General features: G+C 55.9%; 20 protein-coding genes. 18 read left to right on the top strand and 2 right to left on the bottom strand.

All coding sequences use genetic code 11. The features are described 5' to 3' along the window. Positions 1 to 33: 33 nt before the first annotated feature. The 11 genes from RTK32_RS05355 (at position 34) to trhA (ending at position 12,819) form a co-directional block, all read left to right on the top strand. Positions 34 to 612 (top strand): YecA family protein, encoded by a 579-nt coding sequence (locus RTK32_RS05355; protein ID WP_312042456.1) that lies wholly within the window; start codon positions 34 to 36, stop codon positions 610 to 612. 79 nt (positions 613 to 691) lie between these two features. After that, positions 692 to 2,008, top strand: coding sequence for a Xaa-Pro aminopeptidase (gene pepP / locus RTK32_RS05350; RefSeq protein WP_312042455.1), 1,317 nt, complete (start codon positions 692 to 694; stop codon positions 2,006 to 2,008). Next, positions 2,005 to 3,183, top strand: a complete 1,179-nt coding sequence (gene ubiH / locus RTK32_RS05345) for a 2-octaprenyl-6-methoxyphenyl hydroxylase (protein WP_312042454.1) — start codon at positions 2,005 to 2,007, stop codon at positions 3,181 to 3,183. The genes pepP and ubiH overlap by 4 nt, the downstream gene beginning before the upstream one ends. Positions 3,184 to 3,196: 13 nt before the next feature. Then, positions 3,197 to 4,399 carry an FAD-dependent 2-octaprenylphenol hydroxylase gene (gene ubiI / locus RTK32_RS05340; RefSeq protein WP_312042458.1) on the top strand — a complete coding sequence of 401 codons (1,203 nt, stop codon included), beginning with the start codon at positions 3,197 to 3,199 and terminating at the stop codon, positions 4,397 to 4,399. A 519-nt stretch (positions 4,400 to 4,918) separates the two neighbouring features. Further along, positions 4,919 to 5,434 (top strand): tlde1 domain-containing protein, encoded by a 516-nt coding sequence (locus RTK32_RS05335; protein ID WP_312042453.1) that lies wholly within the window; start codon positions 4,919 to 4,921, stop codon positions 5,432 to 5,434. Then, entirely contained in the window at positions 5,431 to 5,856 is a 426-nt protein-coding gene (locus RTK32_RS05330; protein WP_312042452.1) for a hypothetical protein, read from the top strand. The genes RTK32_RS05335 and RTK32_RS05330 overlap by 4 nt, the downstream gene beginning before the upstream one ends. Positions 5,857 to 6,602: 746 nt before the next feature. Further along, complete coding sequence (gene gcvT, locus RTK32_RS05325; protein ID WP_312042451.1) at positions 6,603 to 7,694, top strand: glycine cleavage system aminomethyltransferase GcvT; 1,092 nt, start codon at positions 6,603 to 6,605, stop codon at positions 7,692 to 7,694. Between the two features lie 62 nt (positions 7,695 to 7,756). Further along, entirely contained in the window at positions 7,757 to 8,143 is a 387-nt protein-coding gene (gene gcvH, locus RTK32_RS05320) for a glycine cleavage system protein GcvH (protein WP_312042450.1), read from the top strand. A gap of 120 nt (positions 8,144 to 8,263) precedes the next feature. Next, positions 8,264 to 11,131, top strand: coding sequence for an aminomethyl-transferring glycine dehydrogenase (gene gcvP, locus RTK32_RS05315; protein WP_409451065.1), 2,868 nt, complete (start codon positions 8,264 to 8,266; stop codon positions 11,129 to 11,131). A 71-nt stretch (positions 11,132 to 11,202) separates the two neighbouring features. Further along, the gene (locus RTK32_RS05310) at positions 11,203 to 11,946 is read left to right on the top strand and encodes an SDR family oxidoreductase (protein ID WP_312042448.1); all 744 of its coding nucleotides are present in this window, start codon (positions 11,203 to 11,205) and stop codon (positions 11,944 to 11,946) included. A 219-nt stretch (positions 11,947 to 12,165) separates the two neighbouring features. After that, positions 12,166 to 12,819 (top strand): PAQR family membrane homeostasis protein TrhA, encoded by a 654-nt coding sequence (trhA, locus tag RTK32_RS05305; protein WP_312042447.1) that lies wholly within the window; start codon positions 12,166 to 12,168, stop codon positions 12,817 to 12,819. A gap of 32 nt (positions 12,820 to 12,851) precedes the next feature. Here trhA and ygfZ read toward each other — a convergent pair whose 3' ends face one another. Beyond that, the gene (gene ygfZ / locus RTK32_RS05300) at positions 12,852 to 13,832 is read right to left on the bottom strand and encodes a tRNA-modifying protein YgfZ (RefSeq protein ID WP_312042446.1); all 981 of its coding nucleotides are present in this window, start codon (positions 13,830 to 13,832) and stop codon (positions 12,852 to 12,854) included. 216 nt (positions 13,833 to 14,048) lie between these two features. On the opposite strand from ygfZ, the gene sdhE reads away from it, so the two are divergent. Together sdhE and RTK32_RS05290 are read left to right on the top strand one after the other, a co-directional pair. After that, entirely contained in the window at positions 14,049 to 14,315 is a 267-nt protein-coding gene (sdhE, locus tag RTK32_RS05295) for an FAD assembly factor SdhE (protein ID WP_312042445.1), read from the top strand. After that, complete coding sequence (locus RTK32_RS05290) at positions 14,296 to 14,694, top strand: protein YgfX (protein WP_312042444.1); 399 nt, start codon at positions 14,296 to 14,298, stop codon at positions 14,692 to 14,694. Before sdhE ends, RTK32_RS05290 begins: the two co-directional genes overlap by 20 nt. Before the next feature lie 157 nt (positions 14,695 to 14,851). Here the strand turns inward: RTK32_RS05290 and fldB are convergent, their stop codons facing one another. Then, positions 14,852 to 15,370: a flavodoxin FldB gene (gene fldB / locus RTK32_RS05285; RefSeq protein WP_312042457.1), complete on the bottom strand. Its 519-nt coding sequence runs from the start codon at positions 15,368 to 15,370 to the stop codon at positions 14,852 to 14,854. Positions 15,371 to 15,465: 95 nt separating this feature from the next. Between fldB and xerD the strand changes: the two genes are divergently transcribed. The 5 genes from xerD to RTK32_RS05260 all read left to right on the top strand — a co-directional run. Next, positions 15,466 to 16,359: a site-specific tyrosine recombinase XerD gene (xerD, locus tag RTK32_RS05280; protein ID WP_312042443.1), complete on the top strand. Its 894-nt coding sequence runs from the start codon at positions 15,466 to 15,468 to the stop codon at positions 16,357 to 16,359. Positions 16,360 to 16,403: 44 nt separating this feature from the next. Further along, positions 16,404 to 17,102 (top strand): bifunctional protein-disulfide isomerase/oxidoreductase DsbC, encoded by a 699-nt coding sequence (dsbC, locus tag RTK32_RS05275; protein ID WP_312042442.1) that lies wholly within the window; start codon positions 16,404 to 16,406, stop codon positions 17,100 to 17,102. 5 nt (positions 17,103 to 17,107) lie between these two features. After that, entirely contained in the window at positions 17,108 to 18,826 is a 1,719-nt protein-coding gene (gene recJ / locus RTK32_RS05270) for a single-stranded-DNA-specific exonuclease RecJ (RefSeq protein ID WP_312042441.1), read from the top strand. Between the two features lie 472 nt (positions 18,827 to 19,298). Next, a protein-coding gene (prfB, locus tag RTK32_RS05265) for a peptide chain release factor 2 (protein WP_312042440.1) occupies positions 19,299 to 20,397 on the top strand; the annotation gives its coding sequence in 2 pieces (ribosomal slippage) (positions 19,299 to 19,373 and positions 19,375 to 20,397; 1,098 coding nt in all). A gap of 9 nt (positions 20,398 to 20,406) precedes the next feature. After that, positions 20,407 to 21,054: OB-fold nucleic acid binding domain-containing protein (locus tag RTK32_RS05260; protein ID WP_312042439.1), on the top strand; the 648-nt coding region annotated here is incomplete at its 3' end.

The following is a 21,054-nucleotide window of genomic DNA, read 5'->3' as shown; positions in this document are numbered from 1 at the left end:
ACGAACTTATCCAGCCAACGATGACCAAAACCTATGTCGCTAACAAACACAATGCCGGGCTATGACACGCTGGCTTCAGCTCTGACGCAGCAGGGGGTAGGAATGACCCCGGCTGAAATGCATGGCCTGATCAGCGGGATGCTCTGCGGTGGCAACAAAGACAGCAGCTGGCAAACGCTGGTACACGATTTAACAAACGAGGGCATGGCCTTCTCGCAAACGCTGGCTCAGCCTCTGCAGCAGCTGCATCAGGGCATCAGTGATACGCTGGAGGATGAAGGCTTCCTGTTCCAGCTCTATTTGCCAGAAGATGACGATATCACCGTCTTCGATCGCGCGGACGCATTAGCGGGCTGGGTTAACCATTTCCTGTTGGGGCTGGGCGTTTCACAGCCGAAGCTTGATAAGGTTAAGGGCGAAACCGGCGAAGCCATTGACGATCTGCGTACTATCGCCCAGCTCGGCTATGATGAAGATGAGGATCAGGAAGAGCTGGAACAATCTCTGGAAGAGGTCATTGAGTACGTGCGCGTGGCGGCGCTGCTCTGCCATGACACCTTTACTCATGTCGTGCCCACCGCGGTTGAAGTGAAAAAACCCACGCTGCACTAATTTTTGCCGCGCTACGGGCGGCGGCAGGAAAACGCACGCTTTGGGAGCGCTTAAGATGGATAGCATTCAGGAGAAGCGGATGACACAGCAAGAGTTCGTGCGCCGTCGCCAGGCGCTGCTGGCAAAAATGGCACCGGCCAGCGCGGCGGTGATTTTTGCCGCGCCGGAGGCAACGCGCAGCAATGACAGCGAGTACCCTTATCGTCAGAACAGCGATTTCTGGTATTTTACCGGTTTTAACGAGCCGGAAGCGGCGCTGGTGCTGATTAAAAGCGCGGAAAACCACAACCACAGCGTGCTGTTTAATCGCGTTCGCGATCTTAACGCTGAAATCTGGTTTGGCCGTCGTCTGGGCCAGGATGCCGCGCCGGAAAAACTCGCAGTGGATCGCGCGCTGCCCTGGGACGCCATGAGTGAGCAACTGCCGCAGTTGCTGAATGGCCTGGATGTGGTTTATCACGCGCAGGGACTTTACGAACAGGCCGATGCGCTGCTGTTTAACTCGCTGGATAAGCTGCGGCGCGGTGCCCGTCAGAATCTGAGTGCACCGCCGACGCTGACCGACTGGCGCCCCTGGGTGCATGAGATGCGGCTGTTCAAGTCTCCGGAAGAGCTGGCCGTGCTGCGTGAAGCTGGCCGCATCAGCGCGCTGGCGCACACCCGAGCGATGCAGCAGTGTCGTCCAGGCATGTTTGAATATCAGCTTGAAGGTGAAATTCAGCATGAATTCAACCGTCACGGCGCGCGCTTCCCTTCCTATAACACCATTGTTGGCTCCGGCGAAAACGGCTGCATCCTGCACTACACCGAAAACGAGTCTCAGATGCGCGATGGCGATCTGGTGTTGATCGATGCGGGCTGCGAACTGAAAGGTTACGCTGGTGACATCACGCGCACTTTCCCGGTTAACGGTAAATTCAGCAAGCCCCAGCGCGCCGTCTACGCTATCGTGCTGGCCTCGCTTAATCGGGCACTGGCGCTGTTTCGTCCCGGCACAAGCATCCGTGAGGTCAATGCGGAAGTGGTACGTATTATGGTCACGGGGCTGGTCGAGCTGGGCGTGATGCAGGGTGACGTTGATACGCTGATTGCGGAACAGGCGCATCGCCGTTTCTTTATGCACGGCCTTAGCCACTGGCTGGGACTGGATGTACACGATGTTGGTGGCTACGGCCATGAGCGCGATCGCGTGTTGGAAGTCGGCATGGTGCTGACGATCGAGCCTGGTCTCTATATCGCGCCAGATGCGGACGTTCCTGTGGAATATCGCGGCATCGGCATTCGCGTAGAGGATGACATTGTGATCACCGAAGAAGGCAATGAAAACCTGACCGACAGCGTAGTGAAAGATCCGGATGAAATTGAAGCTTTAATGGCGGCGGCTAAAACACGATGAGCATGATCATTGCAGGCGGTGGAATGACGGGGGCGACGCTGGCGCTGGCTGTCTCCTGGCTGACCCAGGGCAGGCTGCCGGTGACGCTGATCGAAGCGCAGGATCCCGTATCAAGAACGCATCCTGGCTATGACGGCCGGGCGATAGCGCTGGCGGAAGGCACCTGTCAGCAGCTGGCGGCAATCAATCTTTGGGCCGCGTTAAAGCCCTGTGCCACACCGATTACCCATGTTCACGTCAGCGATCGCGGGCACGCCAGCTTCGTTTCGCTAGAGGCGGAAGATTACGGTATCCCCGCGCTGGGACAGGTGGTGGAGCTGCACGATATTGGTCAGCGGCTTTTTAAACTGCTGCAAAAAGCGCCCGGTGTCCGCGTGATTTGCCCGGCAAAGGTAGCGAAAGTCGAGCGCACGCAGCAGCAGGTCAGCGTACTGCTGGACAATAACGACACGCTGACAGCGCAGCTGCTGGTGGCCGCAGACGGTTCCCGCTCCGCCGTCGCCGCCTCCTGCGGTGTGCAGATGACGTCTCAGGATTACCAGCAGGTGGCTGTGATTGCCAATGTCTCCACTGCGCAGCCGCATCAGGGAAGAGCCTTTGAGCGCTTTACCGAGCATGGCCCACTGGCGCTGTTACCCATGTCCTCTGGTCGCAGTTCGCTGGTCTGGTGCCATCCGCTGGCGCAAAAAGCGCAGATTGACGGCTGGGACGATCGGCAATTCCTGGACGCACTGCAAAAAGCCTTTGGCTGGCGGCTGGGGCGTTTTACTCAGGTCGGGCAACGCTACAGTTACCCACTGGCGCTGCTGTCGGCTTCGCAGCACGTTTCTCATCGCCTGGCCCTGGTCGGCAATGCGGCGCAAACGCTGCATCCGATAGCGGGGCAGGGATTTAATTTAGGTATCCGGGACGTGATGTCGCTGGCGGAATCCACGGCTGCGGCCTGGCGAACGCAACAGGATATCGGCAGCTATGGCGTGTTGCAGCAGTATCAGCAGCGTCGCCAGCCGGATGCCGTTGCTACTATCGGGATAACCGACAGTCTGGTCAGGCTGTTTGCTAACCGCTACACGCCGCTGGTGCTGGGGCGAAATCTGGGCCTGATGGTGATGGATTCGCTGCCGCTGGTGCGTAATTTGCTGGCCGAGCGCACGTTAGGCTGGGTCGAGCGTTAAGGAGAAAGCAGTGATGCAAACCTATGATGTTATTGTGGCCGGAGGCGGAATGGTCGGCCTGGCCGTCGCCTGTGGATTACAGGGCAGCGGCATGAAGATTGCCGTATTGGAACGCGAAGCGCCGCAGGCGATGTCAGCCGACAGCGCGCCCGCGCTGCGCGTCTCTGCTATTAATGCCGCCAGCGAGCGCCTGTTGCAGCACCTCGATGTCTGGAGCGCTATCCAGGCCAACCGGGCCAGTGCCTACCACGGTATGGAAGTCTGGGATCGCGATAGCTTTGGTCGTATTGAATTTGATGACGGCCAGCAGGGCATGGCGCATCTGGGCCATATTATTGAAAACCCGGTTATTCATCAGGCGCTGTGGCAAAAAGCTAACGAATCACGCGATATCACGATGATTTCGCCAGCGGAGCTGCAGCAGGTGGCATTTGGTGATAACGAAGCTTTCGTGACGCTGAGTGACGGCACCATGATGACCGCGCGGCTGCTGGTGGCCGCCGACGGTGCCAACTCCTGGTTGCGCAACAAGGCGGATATTCCGCTGACGTTCTGGGATTACGACCACCATGCGTTAGTCGCCAATATTCGTACCGAACAGCCCCATGACGCCGTGGCGCGTCAGGTATTTCACGGTGAAGGCATTCTGGCGTTTCTGCCGCTCAGCGATCCGCATCTCAGTTCTATCGTCTGGTCACTGCCGCCGCAGGAAGCCACGCGCTTACAGTCAATGCCGGAAGATGTCTTTAACCAGCAGCTGTCCGTCGCCTTTGATATGCGTCTGGGCCTGTGCAAGCTGGAAAGCGAGCGCAAGGCTTTCCCCCTGATGGGCCGTTATGCACGCAATTTCGCCGCGCATCGTCTGGCGCTGGTCGGCGATGCGGCGCATACCATCCATCCACTGGCAGGTCAGGGCGTTAACCTGGGCTTTATGGATGCCGCCGAGCTGATTGGTGAAATCAAACGCCTGCATCAGCAGGGCAAAGACATCGGCCAGCATCTTTACCTGCGACGTTACGAGCGCAGCCGCAAGCACAGTGCGGCCGTTATGCTGGCAAGTATGCAGGGCTTCCGTGAGCTGTTTAAAGGCAACAACCCGGCGAAGAAGCTGCTTCGTGATATCGGCCTGAGCCTGGCGGATAATTTGCCGGGCGTAAAACCTCGCCTGCTGAAGCAGGCGATGGGCCTGCACGATCTGCCTGAGTGGTTAAAGTGATTTTTTCAGCGTTCAGGGCCTTCCTGAACGCTGGTTTCTTTCATCCTGCATCTGCCTTTTTTACCCCGTATTGCCTTGTAAAGCGTCTCTTCTTCTTTGCTTTTTTCTGAGCACTACTGTGGCAGGAAATCTGTGACGGATGTTTGCAGCCTGGCAGTTTTATATTGCCTGTCCCTCAATGAAATCAGCCCTATTGCCCGGAAATAACGCCTACAAAGAGGATGCCGCTCTATAGCGGCACTTTCAGGACTGGTTCCCACAAGACGTTGTATAATTATTGTGGACACAATACGAGGGAAGTTGTGAATTTATAAAAAGGCCAGGGAAGGGAACTCAAATTTACTTTGATAGTTACATGTCATCGTTCAAAATTATTATAATTCTAAATACTTATTACATGAAGGTATCCTGATATTTACGGCGACAGTGCCTGATGAGTATGCCGCCAGGCGAAAGAAGTCAGGGAGTCGTTCATCATTTGTAAGGGCTCAGGCCAAAAAGCCGATTTGCAGAAATAATATGGCAGGCCCGGAGAAAACTCTTTTTTTTGATTTTGGTCATACAATAGCTTCATTTCGCTTTGCCGCTCTGGAAATGTTTAAAGGAATCCTGTTTAGTTATCCTGCAACAGGAGTAAAGCAGAAATATAAACAAGGAGAGTCACTCATGGCATGGATCTATAACGTAAAGCTCAGGACCTTCAAACATAACGGTGTATATAAGTTCAGTGCAAGTTATGCTGGCGCGCCAGGCTATAAGGATAATCCTGAGTATGAATGTCTGCGCAATAAAGGCCCCTTACCAAGAGGGAAATACAGGATTGTGGGCGTGCCATTCATGCATAAAAAAGCAGGTGTGTTTACGCTACGACTGGAACCAGATAGGGGTAATAGCATGTGCAACCGCGACGGTTTTTTAATTCATGGTGACAGCAAAAAATCACCCGGTACGGCATCAAATGGCTGCATTGTACTGCCCCCTTGGTATCGTCAACAGATATGGGACAGCATGGACAAGGAGCTGATAGTTGAATGAAGTATTTAATGTTATTACTTTACCTGGCCGCGTTCAGCTCTGTGGCTTTTATCGATAACAATTGCAAAGAACCGCATTCTGGAACTGCAATAGCCATGACAGATAAGATGTCTGATATTTTGAATATAGATAAAAATACGATAGTAAAGGAGAAGACTAAAGCAGAGCTTATTTTTAACGAGCCCGTAAATGATATTCTTTCAGGGCAATATGCTCTTGAAACTTTGAAAAATGCTCAGAGTGAAAAAATACCACGACTAAAGGAGCTCTTTTCACAATATAATGCCAGGAACCTGATAATTAAGTTTACATTCAGAAGTGTTGACAATAAAGAAGATGTTTTTCTGGTTTCAGCTATTGCTAATGATTATGAATGTGACGTGAATTTTAATGGTTTTATTACTGTTAAGCGCGAGTTTTGATTGTTACCCCTTTGCCCCGTCGCAGGGGCTTCTTAATCTCAGCGAGCTACTTTCCATCCTGCGCATCAGCGTCATTCTCTTCGAGTTCGCGTTCTCAAAAAGGTACGGTAAGCCTGGCGGGCATACGCTTAAATCCGAGGCCAGCACAGCACGTCTCCACCATTAATGTCGCTATATCTCCCGTAGAGTCAGAAGCAGAAAAGGCCTGAGTGACGCTCATATTTTGTAAGTAGAACATGCAAAACGGCAGGCTGTAGGTAAAACGGTAATTTTATGCGAAAGCACACCTTCAGACTTAACACTTAGCCTTTATGTTTTAAACCACAGGTGAAGTAGATCCTGAATGCGCCATTTTAAGAGGTAAACAAGGGGTTTTTATCCAGTGCATCCTGATTGTGCAGCCTGCCCCAAACAGGCGCATCGTTTGAGAAATTCTAATTCAGGTCGCTCATTCGCATTACTTTTTCTAATCATCAGGTTTAAGCCTTAAAGCAGGTTTTCATCTTTAACGGGCCGATGCTTTGATTTTATCCTGCCATTTTGGCTGGTTACGGGCACTTTTGCGTATTAAATGGGCAAAAAAGAGGGATCTTATCTATCTGATTTCGCTGCCTGCGAGCACGGTCAAATAAATCATACCCGTTTTAACTTATGGTTAGCGACGGATTTCGGTGGTAAGTTCGGGGCAAGGATATCGTTTGCGCCGGGCTGCCTGCCGACGCCGAATACTTTGCCTGAGGAGTGATATGAAACAGACCCCTTTGTTTGAACAGCATCAGGCCTGCGGCGCTCGCATGGTGGATTTCCATGGCTGGATGATGCCGCTGCACTACGGATCGCAACTGGATGAACACCATGCAGTACGTAGCGATGCCGGCATGTTCGATGTTTCGCACATGACCATTATCGATCTGCACGGCGACCGTACCCGCGAATTTCTGCGTTATCTGCATGCCAATGACGTCGCCAAACTGACTCAACCCGGCAAAGCCCTTTATACCGCCATGCTCAACGCTTCCGCTGGCGTCATTGACGATCTGATTGTTTACTTTATGAACGAAGAATTTTTCCGGCTGGTGGTGAATTCTGCCACGCGGGAAAGCGATCTTGCCTGGATTGCCCGGCACGCGGAAGGGTACGGCCTGACCCTGACCGAGCGCGATGACCTGGCGCTGATTGCGGTGCAGGGGCCACAGGCACAGGCAAAAGTCCACTCGCTACTGGATGAGACGCAGCGGGAAGCGGTAGCGGACATGAAGCCCTTTTTTGGCGTGCAGGCTGGCGAGCTGTTTATCGCCACTACGGGCTACACCGGCGAAGCCGGGTATGAGATTGCGCTGCCCAACGAACAGGCGGCGGCTTTCTGGCAAAAGTTGCTGGAGGCGGGAGTAAAACCGGCTGGTCTGGGCGCCCGTGACACCCTGCGTCTGGAAGCCGGGATGAATTTATATGGTCAGGAAATGGACGAAGGTGTTTCGCCGCTGGCGGCCAATATGGGCTGGACGATTGCCTGGCAGCCCGAGGACCGCGATTTTATCGGCCGCGAAGCGCTGGCGTCACAGCGTGAAAAAATCGGGCAGCAGCTGGTGGGCCTGGTGATGACTGAAAAAGGCGTGCTGCGCAATGGCTTACCGGTACGCTTTACTGACGCTGCCGGAAACCTGCAGGAAGGCGTGATCACCAGCGGGTCTTTCTCTCCCACCTTAGGCTACAGCATTGCGTTAGCCCGCGTGCCCACAGGCATTGGCGAGCAGGCGATTGTGCAAATCCGCAACCGTGAAATGCCGGTTCGCGTGACTAAACCTGTTTTTGTACGCGCCGGTAAACCGGTAGCGTAGCAAGCGGGGCCCGGGCTTAGGCTACGGGCGCCGACCCGGAATTATTCTAAGGAGATCAGGCGATGAGCAACGTTCCAAACGAACTGAAATACCGTGAAAGCCATGAGTGGGTACGTAAAGAAGAAGACGGCACTTATACCGTCGGCATTACCGCCCACGCCCAGGAGCTGCTGGGCGATATGGTGTTCGTGGATTTGCCCGAGGTGGGCAACACCTATAGCCAGGGCGAAGACTGCGCCGTAGCCGAGTCGGTAAAGGCCGCCTCCGATATTTATGCGCCCATCAGTGGTGAAATCGCCGAGGTCAACAGCGCGCTGGAGGGCGAGCCGGAGCTGGTCAACAGCGATCCTTATAGCGCCGGCTGGCTGTTTCGTATTAAGGCCAGCGACGAGACCGAGCTGGCCTCGCTGATGGATGCAGACGCGTACAAAACCAGTATCGACGAATAGATGCAGCTTTGCGGGCCGATCCTTTATCGTTCGGCCCTGACCGGTTCCGTCGGCGATTTATCAGCCTTCTCCGGAGATTTTTCTCCCTAATGCTTTTGTCCGATGCAGGATTTACCGCTAATGACTACTCTCAGCCAGCTTGAACATACCGGTGCTTTTATCGAACGCCATATCGGCCCTTCGCCAGCGCAGCAGGAAACCATGCTGAAAACGGTGGGCGCCGCTTCCCTCAACGAGTTGATTACCGCTATCGTTCCGGCTGATATTCAGCTGCCGGGCGCGCCTGCCGTGGGCGATCCGTTGACCGAGCATCAGGCGCTGGCCGAGCTGAAAGCAATCGCCAGCCGCAATCTGCGTTATAAATCCTGCATTGGGATGGGCTACACGCCGGTGCTGACGCCGCCGGTTATTCTGCGCAATATGCTGGAAAATCCCGGCTGGTACACGGCCTACACGCCTTATCAGCCTGAGGTTTCTCAGGGCCGCCTGGAAGCATTACTAAACTTTCAACAGGTTACGCTGGATTTAACCGGCCTGGATATCGCTTCTGCTTCCCTGCTGGATGAAGCAACCGCTGCCGCTGAAGCGATGGCGATGGCGAAGCGCGTCAGCAAACTTAAAAACGCGAACCGCTTCTTTGTGGCCGAGGATATTCATCCGCAGACGCTGGACGTGGTGCGGACGCGTGCGGAAACTTTCGGTTTTGAAGTGCTGGTCGATAAGGCCGAGCGCGCGCTGGACCATCAGGAGGTATTTGGCGTGCTGCTACAGCAGGTCGGCACCACTGGCGAAGTGCATGATTACGGCTCGCTGATCCATGAGCTGAAGGCACGGAAAGCGATTGTCAGTGTCGCCGCGGATTTCATGTCACTGGTGCTGCTGGCCGCGCCGGGAAAACAGGGCGCGGATATTGTTTTTGGTTCTGCACAGCGCTTTGGCGTACCCATGGGCTACGGCGGGCCTCATGCGGCCTTCTTCGCCGCTCGCGATGAATACAAACGCTCAATGCCGGGACGGATCATCGGCGTATCGCGTGATGCAGCGGGCAACACGGCGTTGCGTATGGCGATGCAGACCCGTGAGCAGCATATTCGCCGCGAAAAGGCGAACTCCAATATCTGTACTTCTCAGGTATTGCTGGCCAATATCGCCAGCCTGTACGCGGTGTTTCACGGGCCGAAAGGGCTGAAGCGTATCGCTTCGCGTATCCATCGCCTGACGGATATTCTGGCATCCGGGCTGAAAAAGAGCGGCATGGCGCTGCGCCATCAAAGCTGGTTTGATACGCTAACCGTCGAGGTAACAGATAAAGCCGCCGTCCTGGATCGCGCGCTAAGTTTCGGCATTAATTTGCGTACCGATATCCATAATGCGGTCGGTATTACGCTGGATGAAACCACGCAGCGGGAAGATGTGGTGGCGCTGTTCTCCGTGCTGCTGGGTGAAAATCACGGCCTGGATATCGACGAGCTGGACGGCACCGTCGCTGACAGCACGTCCGTTCCACCCGCCATGCTGCGTAAAGAGGCCATCCTGTCGCATCCGGTTTTTAACCGTTACCACAGTGAAACCGAGATGATGCGCTACATGCACAGCCTTGAACGCAAGGATCTGGCCTTGAATCAGGCGATGATCCCGCTGGGCTCCTGCACCATGAAGCTGAATGCTGCCGCGGAAATGATCCCGATTACCTGGCCGGAGTTTGCAGAGCTGCATCCGTTCTGCCCTGCCGATCAGGCGGCAGGCTATCTGCAGATGATTGGTCAGCTGTCGCAATGGCTGGTACAGCTCACCGGCTATGATGCGCTCTGTATGCAGCCTAACTCCGGTGCGCAGGGCGAATACGCGGGCCTGCTGGCGATCCGCCGCTACCATGAAAGCCGTGAGGAGGGCGGGCGCACTATCTGCCTGATCCCCAGCTCGGCGCACGGCACCAATCCGGCCTCCGCACAGATGGCCGGCATGACGGTAGTGGTAGTGGCCTGCGATAAACAGGGCAATATCGATCTTCACGATCTGCGGCAGAAAGCGGAACAGGCGGGCGAAGCGCTCTCCTGCATTATGGTGACCTATCCTTCCACCCACGGCGTTTATGAAGAAACCATCCGTGAGGTTTGCCAGATCGTTCATCAGTATGGCGGCCAGGTTTATCTGGACGGCGCGAATATGAATGCTCAGGTCGGCATCACCACGCCTGGCTATATCGGGGCGGATGTCTCGCACCTTAACCTGCACAAAACCTTCTGTATTCCACACGGCGGTGGCGGGCCGGGTATGGGGCCGATTGGCGTAAAATCCCACCTGGCGCCTTTTGTGCCGGGCCATAGCGTGGTGCAGATTGACGACATGCTGACGCAGCAGGGCGCGGTTTCTGCCGCACCGTTCGGTAGCGCCTCGATTCTGCCAATCAGCTGGATGTATATTCGCATGATGGGCGCGGAAGGGCTGAAGCAGGCCAGTTCGGTAGCCATTCTCAACGCCAATTACATCGCCGCGCGCCTGCAGTCGGCCTATCCCATCCTCTATGCCGGGCGGGATGGTCGGGTTGCGCACGAATGTATCCTGGATATTCGTCCGCTCAAGGAGCAAACCGGCATCAGCGAGCTGGATATTGCCAAGCGCCTGATTGACTATGGCTTCCACGCGCCGACCATGTCCTTCCCGGTGGCGGGCACGCTGATGGTGGAACCGACGGAATCGGAAAGCAAAGTGGAGCTGGACCGCTTTATCGATGCCATGTTGGCTATCCGGATGGAAATCGATCGCGTGGCAGAAGGTGAATGGCCGGCGGAAGATAACCCGTTGGTCAATGCACCGCATACGCAAAGAGAGATTGTCGGCGAATGGTCGCATCCTTACACGCGCGAACTGGCCGTCTTCCCGGCGGGAAGCGCGAATAAATACTGGCCGACCGTGAAGCGGCTTGATGATGTTTATGGCGATCGCAATTTGTTCTGTTCCTGTTTGCCGATGAGCGAATATGAATAAGCCTGGCGGGCGCGTTAAATAGAGCAGCAGATAAAGGGCACGTGAGTGCCCTTTAGTTTTAAGGAGGCAAAATGAAAACGGCTTTGGTAACCGGCGGTAGCCGGGGGATTGGGCGGGCCACCGCTCTGCTGCTGGCGCAGCAAGGCTATCAGGTAGCGGTTAATTATCGTCAGCGCGAAGCGGAAGCCGCAGAGGTGGTCTCGCTTATCCGGCGGCAGGGCGGACAAGCGTTCAGCGTGCAGGCTGATATCGCTGACGAAGAACAGGTGATAGCCCTGTTCAACACGCTCGATCAAAAAGGCGCAGTGCTGAACGCGCTGGTCAATAACGCCGGGATTTTGTTTCAGCAGACCAGCATTGAAGGGCTGAATGCTGAACGAATCCATCGTGTCTTCGCCACCAATGTCACCGGCACCTTTCTCTGCTGCCGGGAAGCGGTCAGGCGAATGAGCTTTCAGCACGGCGGTCAGGGCGGCGCAATCGTGAATGTTTCTTCCGCCGCTGCGCGGACCGGAGCACCGCACGAATACCTGGATTATGCTGCCTCAAAAGGCGCGATGGATACGCTAACCCGTGGACTGGCGCTGGAAGTCGCCGCACAGGGTATTCGGGTTAATGCGGTGCGCCCGGGATTGATTTACACCGGGATGCACGCTGACGGTGGTGAAGCGGATCGCGTTAACCGGATCGCACCGACGCTTCCCATGCAGCGGGGCGGCGAGCCGGATGAAATTGCCCGCGCCATTCTTTGGCTGTTAAGCGAGGCGGCTTCTTACGTCACCGGGACGTTTATTGATGCAGCAGGCGGACGTTAGTCGGTTTTTCCCGGACGATGGCCACCCGATAAGCGCCTGTTTTGTTTTGTGAAAGCCCTGTTACAGCCGTTCACAGTTTATTTAAGCTTACAGTTGTACTCTGAAATCACTCTCGTCTAAGCTGAACATGCGTTATTTTCGGACAGATAGCAGATAAGAAGCCGGGGCGTATACCCCTGTTGGCTACCTGTTCGTTTCAGCCTGGGAAGAGGACAAAGCATGACCAATAAAAAAGAGTTAACGGAAGGCTACTCCGTTGCGGAGGAGGTAGCTAACAGCATCAGCCACGGCGTTGGGTTTATCTTCGGTATTATAGGGCTGGTGCTGCTGTTGTCGCAGGCGATCGACAGTCAGGCAGACGCCATTGCCATTACCAGCTACAGCCTCTACGGCGGCAGCATGATCCTGCTATTTTTAGCTTCAACCCTTTATCACGCTATCCCTCATCCACGCGCCAAAATTTGGCTAAAAAAGCTGGACCACTGCGCTATTTATCTGCTGATTGCCGGAACCTATACGCCTTTTCTGCTGGTGGGCCTGAAATCGCCGCTGGCACACGGGCTGATGGTGGTGATCTGGAGCCTGGCGCTGATAGGCGTACTGTTTAAGCTGGCTTTCGTACACCGTTTTGAAGCTTTATCGGTCGTAACCTATTTGCTGATGGGCTGGCTGTCGCTGATTGTGATTTATCAACTGGCGATGAAACTGTCGGCGGGCGGGATTTGGCTGCTGGCGGCAGGCGGGATTATCTATTCGCTGGGCGTGATTTTTTACGTCTCAAAACGTATTCCGTATAACCATGCAATCTGGCACGGCTTTGTGCTGGGCGGCAGCATCTGTCATTTTCTGGCTATCTATTTTTATGTTGCCTGAAAAAGGGGCCGCGCGGCCCCTTATCGTCCATGTTAAGCGAGCGAGTAGGGGAGCGGCTGAATAGCCAGGCTGCCGCCCTCGTCGCCCTGCACCCGCAGCACCGTGTCCGGTTCCAGGTCGTTATTCAACACGGCCTGCACCCAAACGTCTCCGTTATCCAGCTGGCAGGCGGCCAGTATGGTACCGGTACGACGCCAGTTTTCACCCAGCTTCATCTCCAGCGAATCCGCGGCGGCCGGGACGCGTCCGGCGCGGCCAGCCAGCCAGTAGAGCGCGCGTTTATTGGCGCCGCGAAATTTAGCACGCGCGACCATCTCCTGACCCGTATAACAGCCTTTTTTAAAGCTGATAGCGTCCAGCGCCTGCAAATTAGTCGCCTGAGGAATAAACTGCGCGCTGTTTACGGCATCAATAACGGGCAGGCCCGCTTCAATATTCAACGCCAGCCACTGCGAGCTGTCGGTCAGCTGCGCCTGCCCCTCCAGCGCCTCGCGTAGCGACAGGGCTTTATCACGATTCAGAATGAGCAGAAAGCGTTCAGCCGGGGCAGAAAACCACAGCAGTGTCGCGTCATCCTGCTGAATAACGGGATTTTCAGCGTCCGGCAGCGCGGCAAACAGCCCGGCCAGCGCAGCGCGAGCCTGAAAACCGGCCACGCCCAGCAGCACCGCTTCGTCATCCGCTTCAATAGCGACTTTGGCGAAAACGGCATATTTTTTCAACTCGCTGATTTGCGTATCGCGCAGGCTGCGGCGTTCCAGATAGGCAAAGCCTTCGCCCCGATGAAACAGCCGCAGATTGCTCCACATCTTTCCTTTTGCATCGCAGTGTGCGGCAGGTAAATGTGCGTTAGTGCCCAGCGCAGCGATGTCCAGCGTCAGCTGGCCCTGCAGATAGCTGAGGCGGTCCGCGCCGGTCACGTTGACCAGCGCCCACTCTTCCAGCGAGATCAGCGTTAGCGGCAGACGAGCAGAGGCCGCAGGTTGACGAGGCGGGAAAGATAAAGTCGGCATAGCGGATTCCTGAAGTCAAATAAGCCTGCTTTCATGTTAAAAGAGCCGCCCGGCTTTGCAACTCATTTTCTGAAAGCGACGCACAAAAGGCGCCGTAACAGGGCAACAGAAGCAATTATCATGCGGCACAGAACGCAAAGCCAAATTGCGTCATCAACATCGCTTTAAAAAAGCGCTACACTAGCGCCCATCTTTCACTGACTGACGATGGAAAGCATGGATATTGAAAATAAAGCGCGCGTGCAGTGGGCCTGCCGTCGCGGTATGCGGGAACTGGATATCTCCATCATGCCGTTCTTTGAATACGAATACGACACGCTGAGCGAGGGGGATAAAAAGCTTTTTGTTCGCCTGCTGGAAAGCGACGACCCCGATCTGTTCAACTGGATGATGAATCACGGCGAACCTGCCGATCCGGAACTGAAGCGCATGGTTAACCTGATCCAACAGCGAAACCAGCAGCGTGGCCCTGTGGCGTTCTGAGCTTCGGGTCTCCTGGCAAGCGCAGTGGCTGTCGCTATTACTGCATGGCGTAGCAGTGGTGGCACTGCTGCTTGCGCCATGGCCAGCCCGCTTAACGGTTGTATGGATGCTGCTGCTGACGCTGGTGGTGTTTGAGTGCTTACGTAGCCAGCGGCGTATCCGCAGCCGCGAGGGCGACATCGCGCTGCTGGACGATGGTCAGCTGCAATGGCGGCAGACTCACTGGCGCATTGGCGGCAGGCCGTGGATGACACAGTGGGCGATCCTGCTGACGCTGCGCTCGGCAACGGGCGAGCGCGAGAAGCTTTGGCTGCTGCGCGACAGCATGAACGAAGCTGAATGGCGACAGCTCCGTCAGCAGTTGCTCGCGCTTCACTGAGTGGCAGGCTTTACAGCACGTCATACTGCCAGCACGCAGGTCACTGCGGCAGGCTGGCCGCATGACGGACCTACAGTGCGTTAACGCACGGTAAGCCCGCATGACACCGGGCGTGCCGCCGGGCGGCAGGATTACCGCAGGTCATTGGGCAGTGGGCTTACAGGGAGTCAGCCATTTCCGTCAGAATTTGTTCGCACCACTGCGCAATACGCTCGTCCGTCAGCTCAAACTGGTTAACGTCGTCCAGCGCCAGGCCGACAAACTGCCGGCCGTCAGCCGTCAGCGGTTTCCGGCTGATAAACTCGTAGCCTTCGACAGGCCAGTAGCCGACAAAAACCACGCCCAGCGGTTGCAGGACTTCATGCAGCATGCCAAGCGCGTCCAGGAACCATTCGCTGTATTCAGCCTGATCGCCCATGCCGTAAAGCGCCACGGTTTTGCCGCGCAGGTTCAGCGTGGCGAGATCGGTCCATACCGCCTCCCAATCTTCCTGGATTTCACCGAAATCCCAGGTAGGGATGCCGAGGATGAGCATGTCGTACTGCTCCATTAGCTGCGGCGAGTCGTCTTTCAGATTGTGCAGCGTAACGAGGTCTTCACCAATAAAATCACGGATTTTCTCCGCTGCCATCTCGGTATAACAGGTGCTGGAACCGTAAAAAAGCCCGATGTTCATACGCGGTTTACTCAATTCTCCTGGTTCAATGGCGCGAATTATATCAGAATTGAGCTTTGACGGCGTGCCGTCGGGTAAGCAGAAAAGGAGTCAACGTGCAGGACAGCGATCTGACAGAGCAGTTTCTTGATGCCTTATGGATTGAGCGAAATCTTGCGCAAAACACGGTGGCTTCCTATCGGCTCGATCTGATGTCGCTGGTGAACTGGCTGGCGCATCATAAGCTGGACCTGCTACACGTGGACAGTGGCGGCCTACAGGATTTTCTGGCCGAGCGCGTGGAGGGCGGTTATAAAGCCAGCAGCTCGGCCCGGCTGCTTAGCGCCATGCGGCGCCTGTTCCAGTATCTCTACCGGGAAAAGCTGCGCGAAGACGATCCCAGTGCGCTGCTGGCCTCGCCTAAACTGCCGCAGCGGCTGCCGAAAGATCTCAGCGAAGCGCAGATAGAGCGGCTGCTGCAGGCGCCCTCAACGGATATTCCGATAGAGCTGCGCGACAAGGCCATGCTGGAGCTACTCTATGCCACCGGCCTGCGCGTCACGGAACTGGTCAGCCTGACGCTGAACAATGTCAGCCTGCGGCAGGGCGTGGTGCGCGTGGTAGGTAAAGGCGATAAAGAGCGGCTGGTGCCGCTGGGCGAAGAAGCCCTGCACTGGCTGGAACATTATATTGAATATGGCCGCCCGTGGCTGCTTAACGGGCAGACGCTGGACGTCCTTTTTCCCAGCAGCCGCGCGCAGCAAATGACCCGACAAACGTTCTGGCACCGTATCAAGCATTACGCGACGCTGGCCGGGATTGACAGCGAAAAGCTCTCTCCCCACGTGCTGCGACATGCTTTCGCCACGCATCTGTTGAACCACGGAGCCGATCTGCGGGTCGTACAGATGCTGTTGGGGCATAGCGACCTCTCCACCACGCAAATTTATACCCACGTCGCGACCGAGCGGCTACGGCAGTTACATCAACAGCATCATCCCCGCGCCTGACGCGGAGATCAAACGGCCAAACTATAAGGCCATGAGGATAATCAATGAAAAAGCGTTACTTTCTCCTTTCCCTGCTGATAGCAGCTGGTCTGACGCACGCTGACGATGCGGCCGTCAAACACTCCCTGGCAAAACTGGGGCTGCAGCAGATGGAGATTCAGCCGTCGCCTTTGCCGGGGATAAAAACCGTGCTGACCGAGAGCGGCGTGCTTTACGTCACCGAAGACGGTAAACAGTTTATTCAGGGGCCGCTGTATGACATTAGCGGCGCTCAGCCGGTAAACGTGACCAATAAGCTGCTGGAGAAAAAAGTCGACGCGCTGAGCAGCGAAATGATCGTTTATAAAGCGCCGAAAGAGCAGCATGTCATTACCGTCTTTACCGACATTACCTGTGGCTACTGCCATAAGCTGCACTCACAAATGGCAGACTACAACGCGCTGGGGATTACGGTGCGTTATCTGGCGTTCCCACGTGAGGGTATGAATGGACAAATCGCCAAAGAGATGAAATCGATCTGGTGCGCTACCGATCCTAAAAAGGCTTTCGATGCGGCAATGAAAGGCGAAACGCCTGCGGCAGCCGACTGCAAAATTGATCTCGCTAAGCATTACCAGCTTGGCATTCTCTACGGCATCCAGGGCACGCCGGCTATTCTGCTGCAAAACGGCATGATGATCCCTGGCTATCAGGGGCCGCAGGAAATGAAAAAACTGCTGGATAGCCAGAAGACAGGCGGCTAAGCCCGGTGAAAGGAAAAACTGAATTACGCCGCCGCGTGGCGGAGCAGCCGGACGAGCTGCCGGAGACTCTCCATCCTCTGCTGCGTCGACTTTACGCTCATCGTGGCGTTAAGGAGGCGGTCGAGCTGGAACGCGGGGCCAAAAACCTTCACGCGTTTCACTCGCTCAGCGGCATTGAGCGGGCGGCAGAGATCCTGCAAAAGGCCATAGCCGATAATCTGTGCATTATGATCGTCGGGGATTTCGACGCCGACGGTGCCACCAGTACCGCGTTGACCGTTCTGGCTTTACGCAGCATGGGCGGGCGCAATATCAAGTATCTGGTGCCAAACCGGTTTGACGACGGCTACGGCCTGAGTCCGGAAGTGGTGGAGCAGGCGGAGGCACGTGGCGCGCAGCTGATTATGACCGTGGATAACGGCATCTCTTCCCATGCGGGCGTCGCGCTGGCGCATGAAAAAGGCATCGCCGTGGTGATCACCGATCACCACCTTCCCGGCGACACGCTGCCGGATGCGGAAGCGATTGTTAACCCTAATCTGGCGGACAGCGAGTTCCCATCGCGCTCGCTGGCTGGCGTGGGCGTCGCTTTTTATTTGATGTTGGCGCTGCGGGCGCGGCTGCGTGACAGCGGCATCACCACGCTGCCGAACCTGGCCGAGTTACTGGACCTGGTGGCATTGGGCACCGTGGCGGACGTGGTGCCGCTGGATGCCAACAACCGTATCCTGGTCTGGCAGGGCCTGAGCCGCATCCGTGCCGGCAAATGCCGCGTCGGCATTCGTGCGCTGCTGGAAATTGCCAATCGCGACGCGCGCCAGCTTGCCGCCAGCGATTTAGGCTTTGCATTGGGGCCGCGCCTCAATGCTGCCGGCAGGCTTGACGACATGTCGGTTGGCGTGGCGCTGTTGCTCAGCGAAGATATTGCCCAGGCCCGCATGCTGGCCAGCGAACTGGATGCGCTGAACCAGACGCGCAAAGAGATAGAGCAGGGGATGCAGACGGAAGCGCTGGCGCTGTGCGACGCGCTGGAACGCAGCAGCGAAGCCTTACCGCTGGGTATCGCCATGTATCACCCGGAATGGCATCAGGGCGTGGTCGGCATTCTGGCCTCGCGGTTGAAAGAGCGTTTTCACCGTCCGGTTATCGCTTTTGCACCTGCCGGTGACGGCACGCTAAAAGGCTCCGGGCGATCCATCAGCGGGTTGCATATGCGTGATGCGCTTGAGCGGCTTGATACGCTCTATCCCGGCATGATTATTAAGTTTGGCGGCCACGCTATGGCCGCGGGGTTGTCGCTGCAGGCAGAAAAGTTTGACGAATTCCGCCAGCGCTTTGGCGAGCTGATCGGCGAATGGCTCAGCGAAGAATCTTTGCAGGGCGTCGTCTGGTCTGACGGTCAGCTTATGGCGCAGGAACTGACGCTGCCCACTGCAGAACTGCTGCGTGAGGCCGGGCCGTGGGGGCAGGCATTTCCTGAACCGCAGTTTGACGGCAAGTTTAAACTGATCCAGCAGCGGCTGGTGGGCGAGCGCCATCTGAAAGTCATGCTGGAGCCGCTGGGCGGCGGGCCGCTGCTTGACGGCATCGCTTTTAATGTGGATACCGCGCTCTGGCCCGATCCCAGCGTGAAGCAGGTCGAGCTGGCTTACAAGCTTGATATCAATGAGTTCCGCGGCAACCGTAGCGTACAGCTGATTATCGATCATCTCTGGCCGCTGTAGCGCAGCCTGGCAACGGTCCTGTCAGCAAAAGAGGCTTTTCTCTGCTGGCAGGAGATCGTAACGGTAAATAGGCTATTAACGTTCTGTGCCGGGCAAACAGTAGGATGAGCGATCATCGGCAATCGGCTTTACGTGTGATGGCGGTCAGCGCCCGGCGGCGACCGCCAGCGCCTGAAAACAGGCTACGCCGGTGAATGAAACGATGTGCGTTTACGCTGTCGGCGATCTGCAACCTGCAACCTGCAACCTGCAACCTGCAACCTGTACAGGTTCTCTCTCTGACGGATGAGTGGCAAATTATCTGTCCGGCTGCGCGCGCCGCCGGTTGAACATCAACCAGGGTCATTGCCGACCCTGAACCTTTCGACTGCGGGATCAGCAGCAGCAAACTGCTGCCGCGCTAACGCTACAAACTCCCCGCAAATTCGTTTAAACTGCGTAGTTACATTGCAGACTTTTGAAGATCTAAATCATGTTTGAAATTAATCCGGTAAAGAACCGAATTCAGGATCTCACTGAGCGCAGCAGCGTTCTCAGGGGGTATCTTTGACTACGATGCCAAGAAAGAGCGCCTGGAAGAAGTAAACGCCGAGCTGGAACAGCCGGACGTCTGGAACGAACCTGAACGCGCGCAGGCGCTGGGTAAAGAGCGTTCCGCGCTGGAAGCGGTAGTAGAAACGCTGGATCAGCTGGGCCAGGGGCTGGAAGATGTTACCGGCCTGCTGGAGCTGGCGGTTGAAGCGGATGACGAAGAAACCTTCAACGAAGCGGTTGCCGAGCTGGACGGGCTGGATAAAAAGCTCGCCGAGCTGGAATTCCGCCGTATGTTCTCTGGCGAATACGATGGGGCAGACTGCTACATCGATATTCAGGCCGGCTCCGGCGGAACCGAAGCGCAGGACTGGGCCAGTATGCTGGTGCGTATGTACCTGCGTTGGGCCGAAGCAAAAGGCTTTAAAACCGAAGTGATCGAAGAGTCAGAGGGCGAAGTGGCCGGGACTAAATCCGCCACGCTGCGTATCAGCGGCGATTACGCCTTCGGCTGGCTGCGTACCGAAACCGGCGTGCATCGCCTGGTGCGTAAAAGCCCGTTCGATTCCGGTGGTCGTCGTCATACTTCTTTCAGTTCCGCATTTGTGTATCCGGAAGTGGATGACGATATTGATATCGAGATTAACCCGGCCGACCTGCGTATTGACGTTTATCGCGCTTCCGGTGCCGGTGGTCAGCACGTTAACCGTACGGAATCCGCGGTACGTATCACCCACATTCCTACCGGTACGGTGACCCAGTGTCAGAACGACCGCTCTCAGCACAAAAATAAAGACCAGGCGATGAAGCAGATGAAGGCGAAGCTGTACGAGCTGGAAATGCAAAAGAAAAATGCTGAGAAACAGTCGCTGGAAGACAACAAATCCGATATCGGCTGGGGCAGCCAGATCCGCTCCTACGTGCTTGACGATTCACGCATCAAGGATCTGCGCACTGGCGTGGAAACCCGTAATACTCAGGCGGTGCTGGACGGCGATCTGGACCGATTCATTGAAGCAAGTTTGAAAGCAGGGCTATAAGGAACTGACATGTCAGAACAACAACCGCAGGGCGCCGACGCCGCACTTGAGCTGAATAATGAACTGAAAGCGCGTCGCGAAAAGCTGAGCGTGCTGCGTGAGAACGGCGTGGCATTTCCCAACGATTTCCGTCGCGACAGCCTTTCCGACCAGCTGCATGCGCAACATGACGCAAAAGAGAATGAAGAGCTGGAAGCGCTGGGCATAGAAGTCAGCGTGGCGGGCCGTATGATGACCCGCCGTATCATGGGCAAGGCCTCATTCGTGACGCTGCAGGACGTGGGCGGCCGCATCCAGCTTTACGTTTCTCGCGACGATCTGGCGGAAGGCATCTACAACGAACAGTTTAAAAAATGGGACCTCGGCGATATCGTCGGCGCTCGTGGCAAACTGTTCAAAACCAAAACCGGTGAGCTTTCTATCCACTGTAGCGAGCTGCGCCTGCTGACTAAAGCACTGCGTCCGCTGCCGGATAAGTTTCATGGTCTGGCCGATCAGGAAACCCGCTATCGCCAGCGTTATCTGGATCTGATTTCCAACGAAGAATCGCGCAAAACGTTTAAAATTCGTTCGCAGATCATGGCGGGCATCCGCAGCTTTATGGTCGGCCGCGACTTTATGGAAGTGGAAACGCCTATGATGCAGGTGATCCCCGGC

The sequence above is a fragment of the Erwinia sp. genome (genome assembly GCF_031978025.1).
Classification (GTDB): domain Bacteria; phylum Pseudomonadota; class Gammaproteobacteria; order Enterobacterales; family Enterobacteriaceae; genus Erwinia.
The sequence above is the reverse complement of the archived record's forward strand: the minus strand, read 5'-3'. Positions and strand labels throughout refer to the sequence as shown.

Coding starts and splice junctions, on each gene's coding strand:
- gcvH (WP_312042450.1), top strand. CDS start 7,757: ATGAGCAACGTTCCAAACGAACTGAAATACCGTGAAAGCCATGAGTGG.
- trhA (WP_312042447.1), top strand. CDS start 12,166: ATGACCAATAAAAAAGAGTTAACGGAAGGCTACTCCGTTGCGGAGGAG.
- gcvP (WP_409451065.1), top strand. CDS start 8,264: ATGACTACTCTCAGCCAGCTTGAACATACCGGTGCTTTTATCGAACGC.
- ubiH (WP_312042454.1), top strand. CDS start 2,005: ATGAGCATGATCATTGCAGGCGGTGGAATGACGGGGGCGACGCTGGCG.
- RTK32_RS05355 (WP_312042456.1), top strand. CDS start 34: ATGTCGCTAACAAACACAATGCCGGGCTATGACACGCTGGCTTCAGCT.
- RTK32_RS05330 (WP_312042452.1), top strand. CDS start 5,431: ATGAAGTATTTAATGTTATTACTTTACCTGGCCGCGTTCAGCTCTGTG.
- ygfZ (WP_312042446.1), bottom strand. CDS start 13,832: ATGCCGACTTTATCTTTCCCGCCTCGTCAACCTGCGGCCTCTGCTCGT.
- sdhE (WP_312042445.1), top strand. CDS start 14,049: ATGGATATTGAAAATAAAGCGCGCGTGCAGTGGGCCTGCCGTCGCGGT.
- gcvT (WP_312042451.1), top strand. CDS start 6,603: ATGAAACAGACCCCTTTGTTTGAACAGCATCAGGCCTGCGGCGCTCGC.
- RTK32_RS05310 (WP_312042448.1), top strand. CDS start 11,203: ATGAAAACGGCTTTGGTAACCGGCGGTAGCCGGGGGATTGGGCGGGCC.
- fldB (WP_312042457.1), bottom strand. CDS start 15,370: ATGAACATCGGGCTTTTTTACGGTTCCAGCACCTGTTATACCGAGATG.
- pepP (WP_312042455.1), top strand. CDS start 692: ATGACACAGCAAGAGTTCGTGCGCCGTCGCCAGGCGCTGCTGGCAAAA.
- ubiI (WP_312042458.1), top strand. CDS start 3,197: ATGCAAACCTATGATGTTATTGTGGCCGGAGGCGGAATGGTCGGCCTG.
- RTK32_RS05335 (WP_312042453.1), top strand. CDS start 4,919: ATGGCAGGCCCGGAGAAAACTCTTTTTTTTGATTTTGGTCATACAATA.
- dsbC (WP_312042442.1), top strand. CDS start 16,404: ATGAAAAAGCGTTACTTTCTCCTTTCCCTGCTGATAGCAGCTGGTCTG.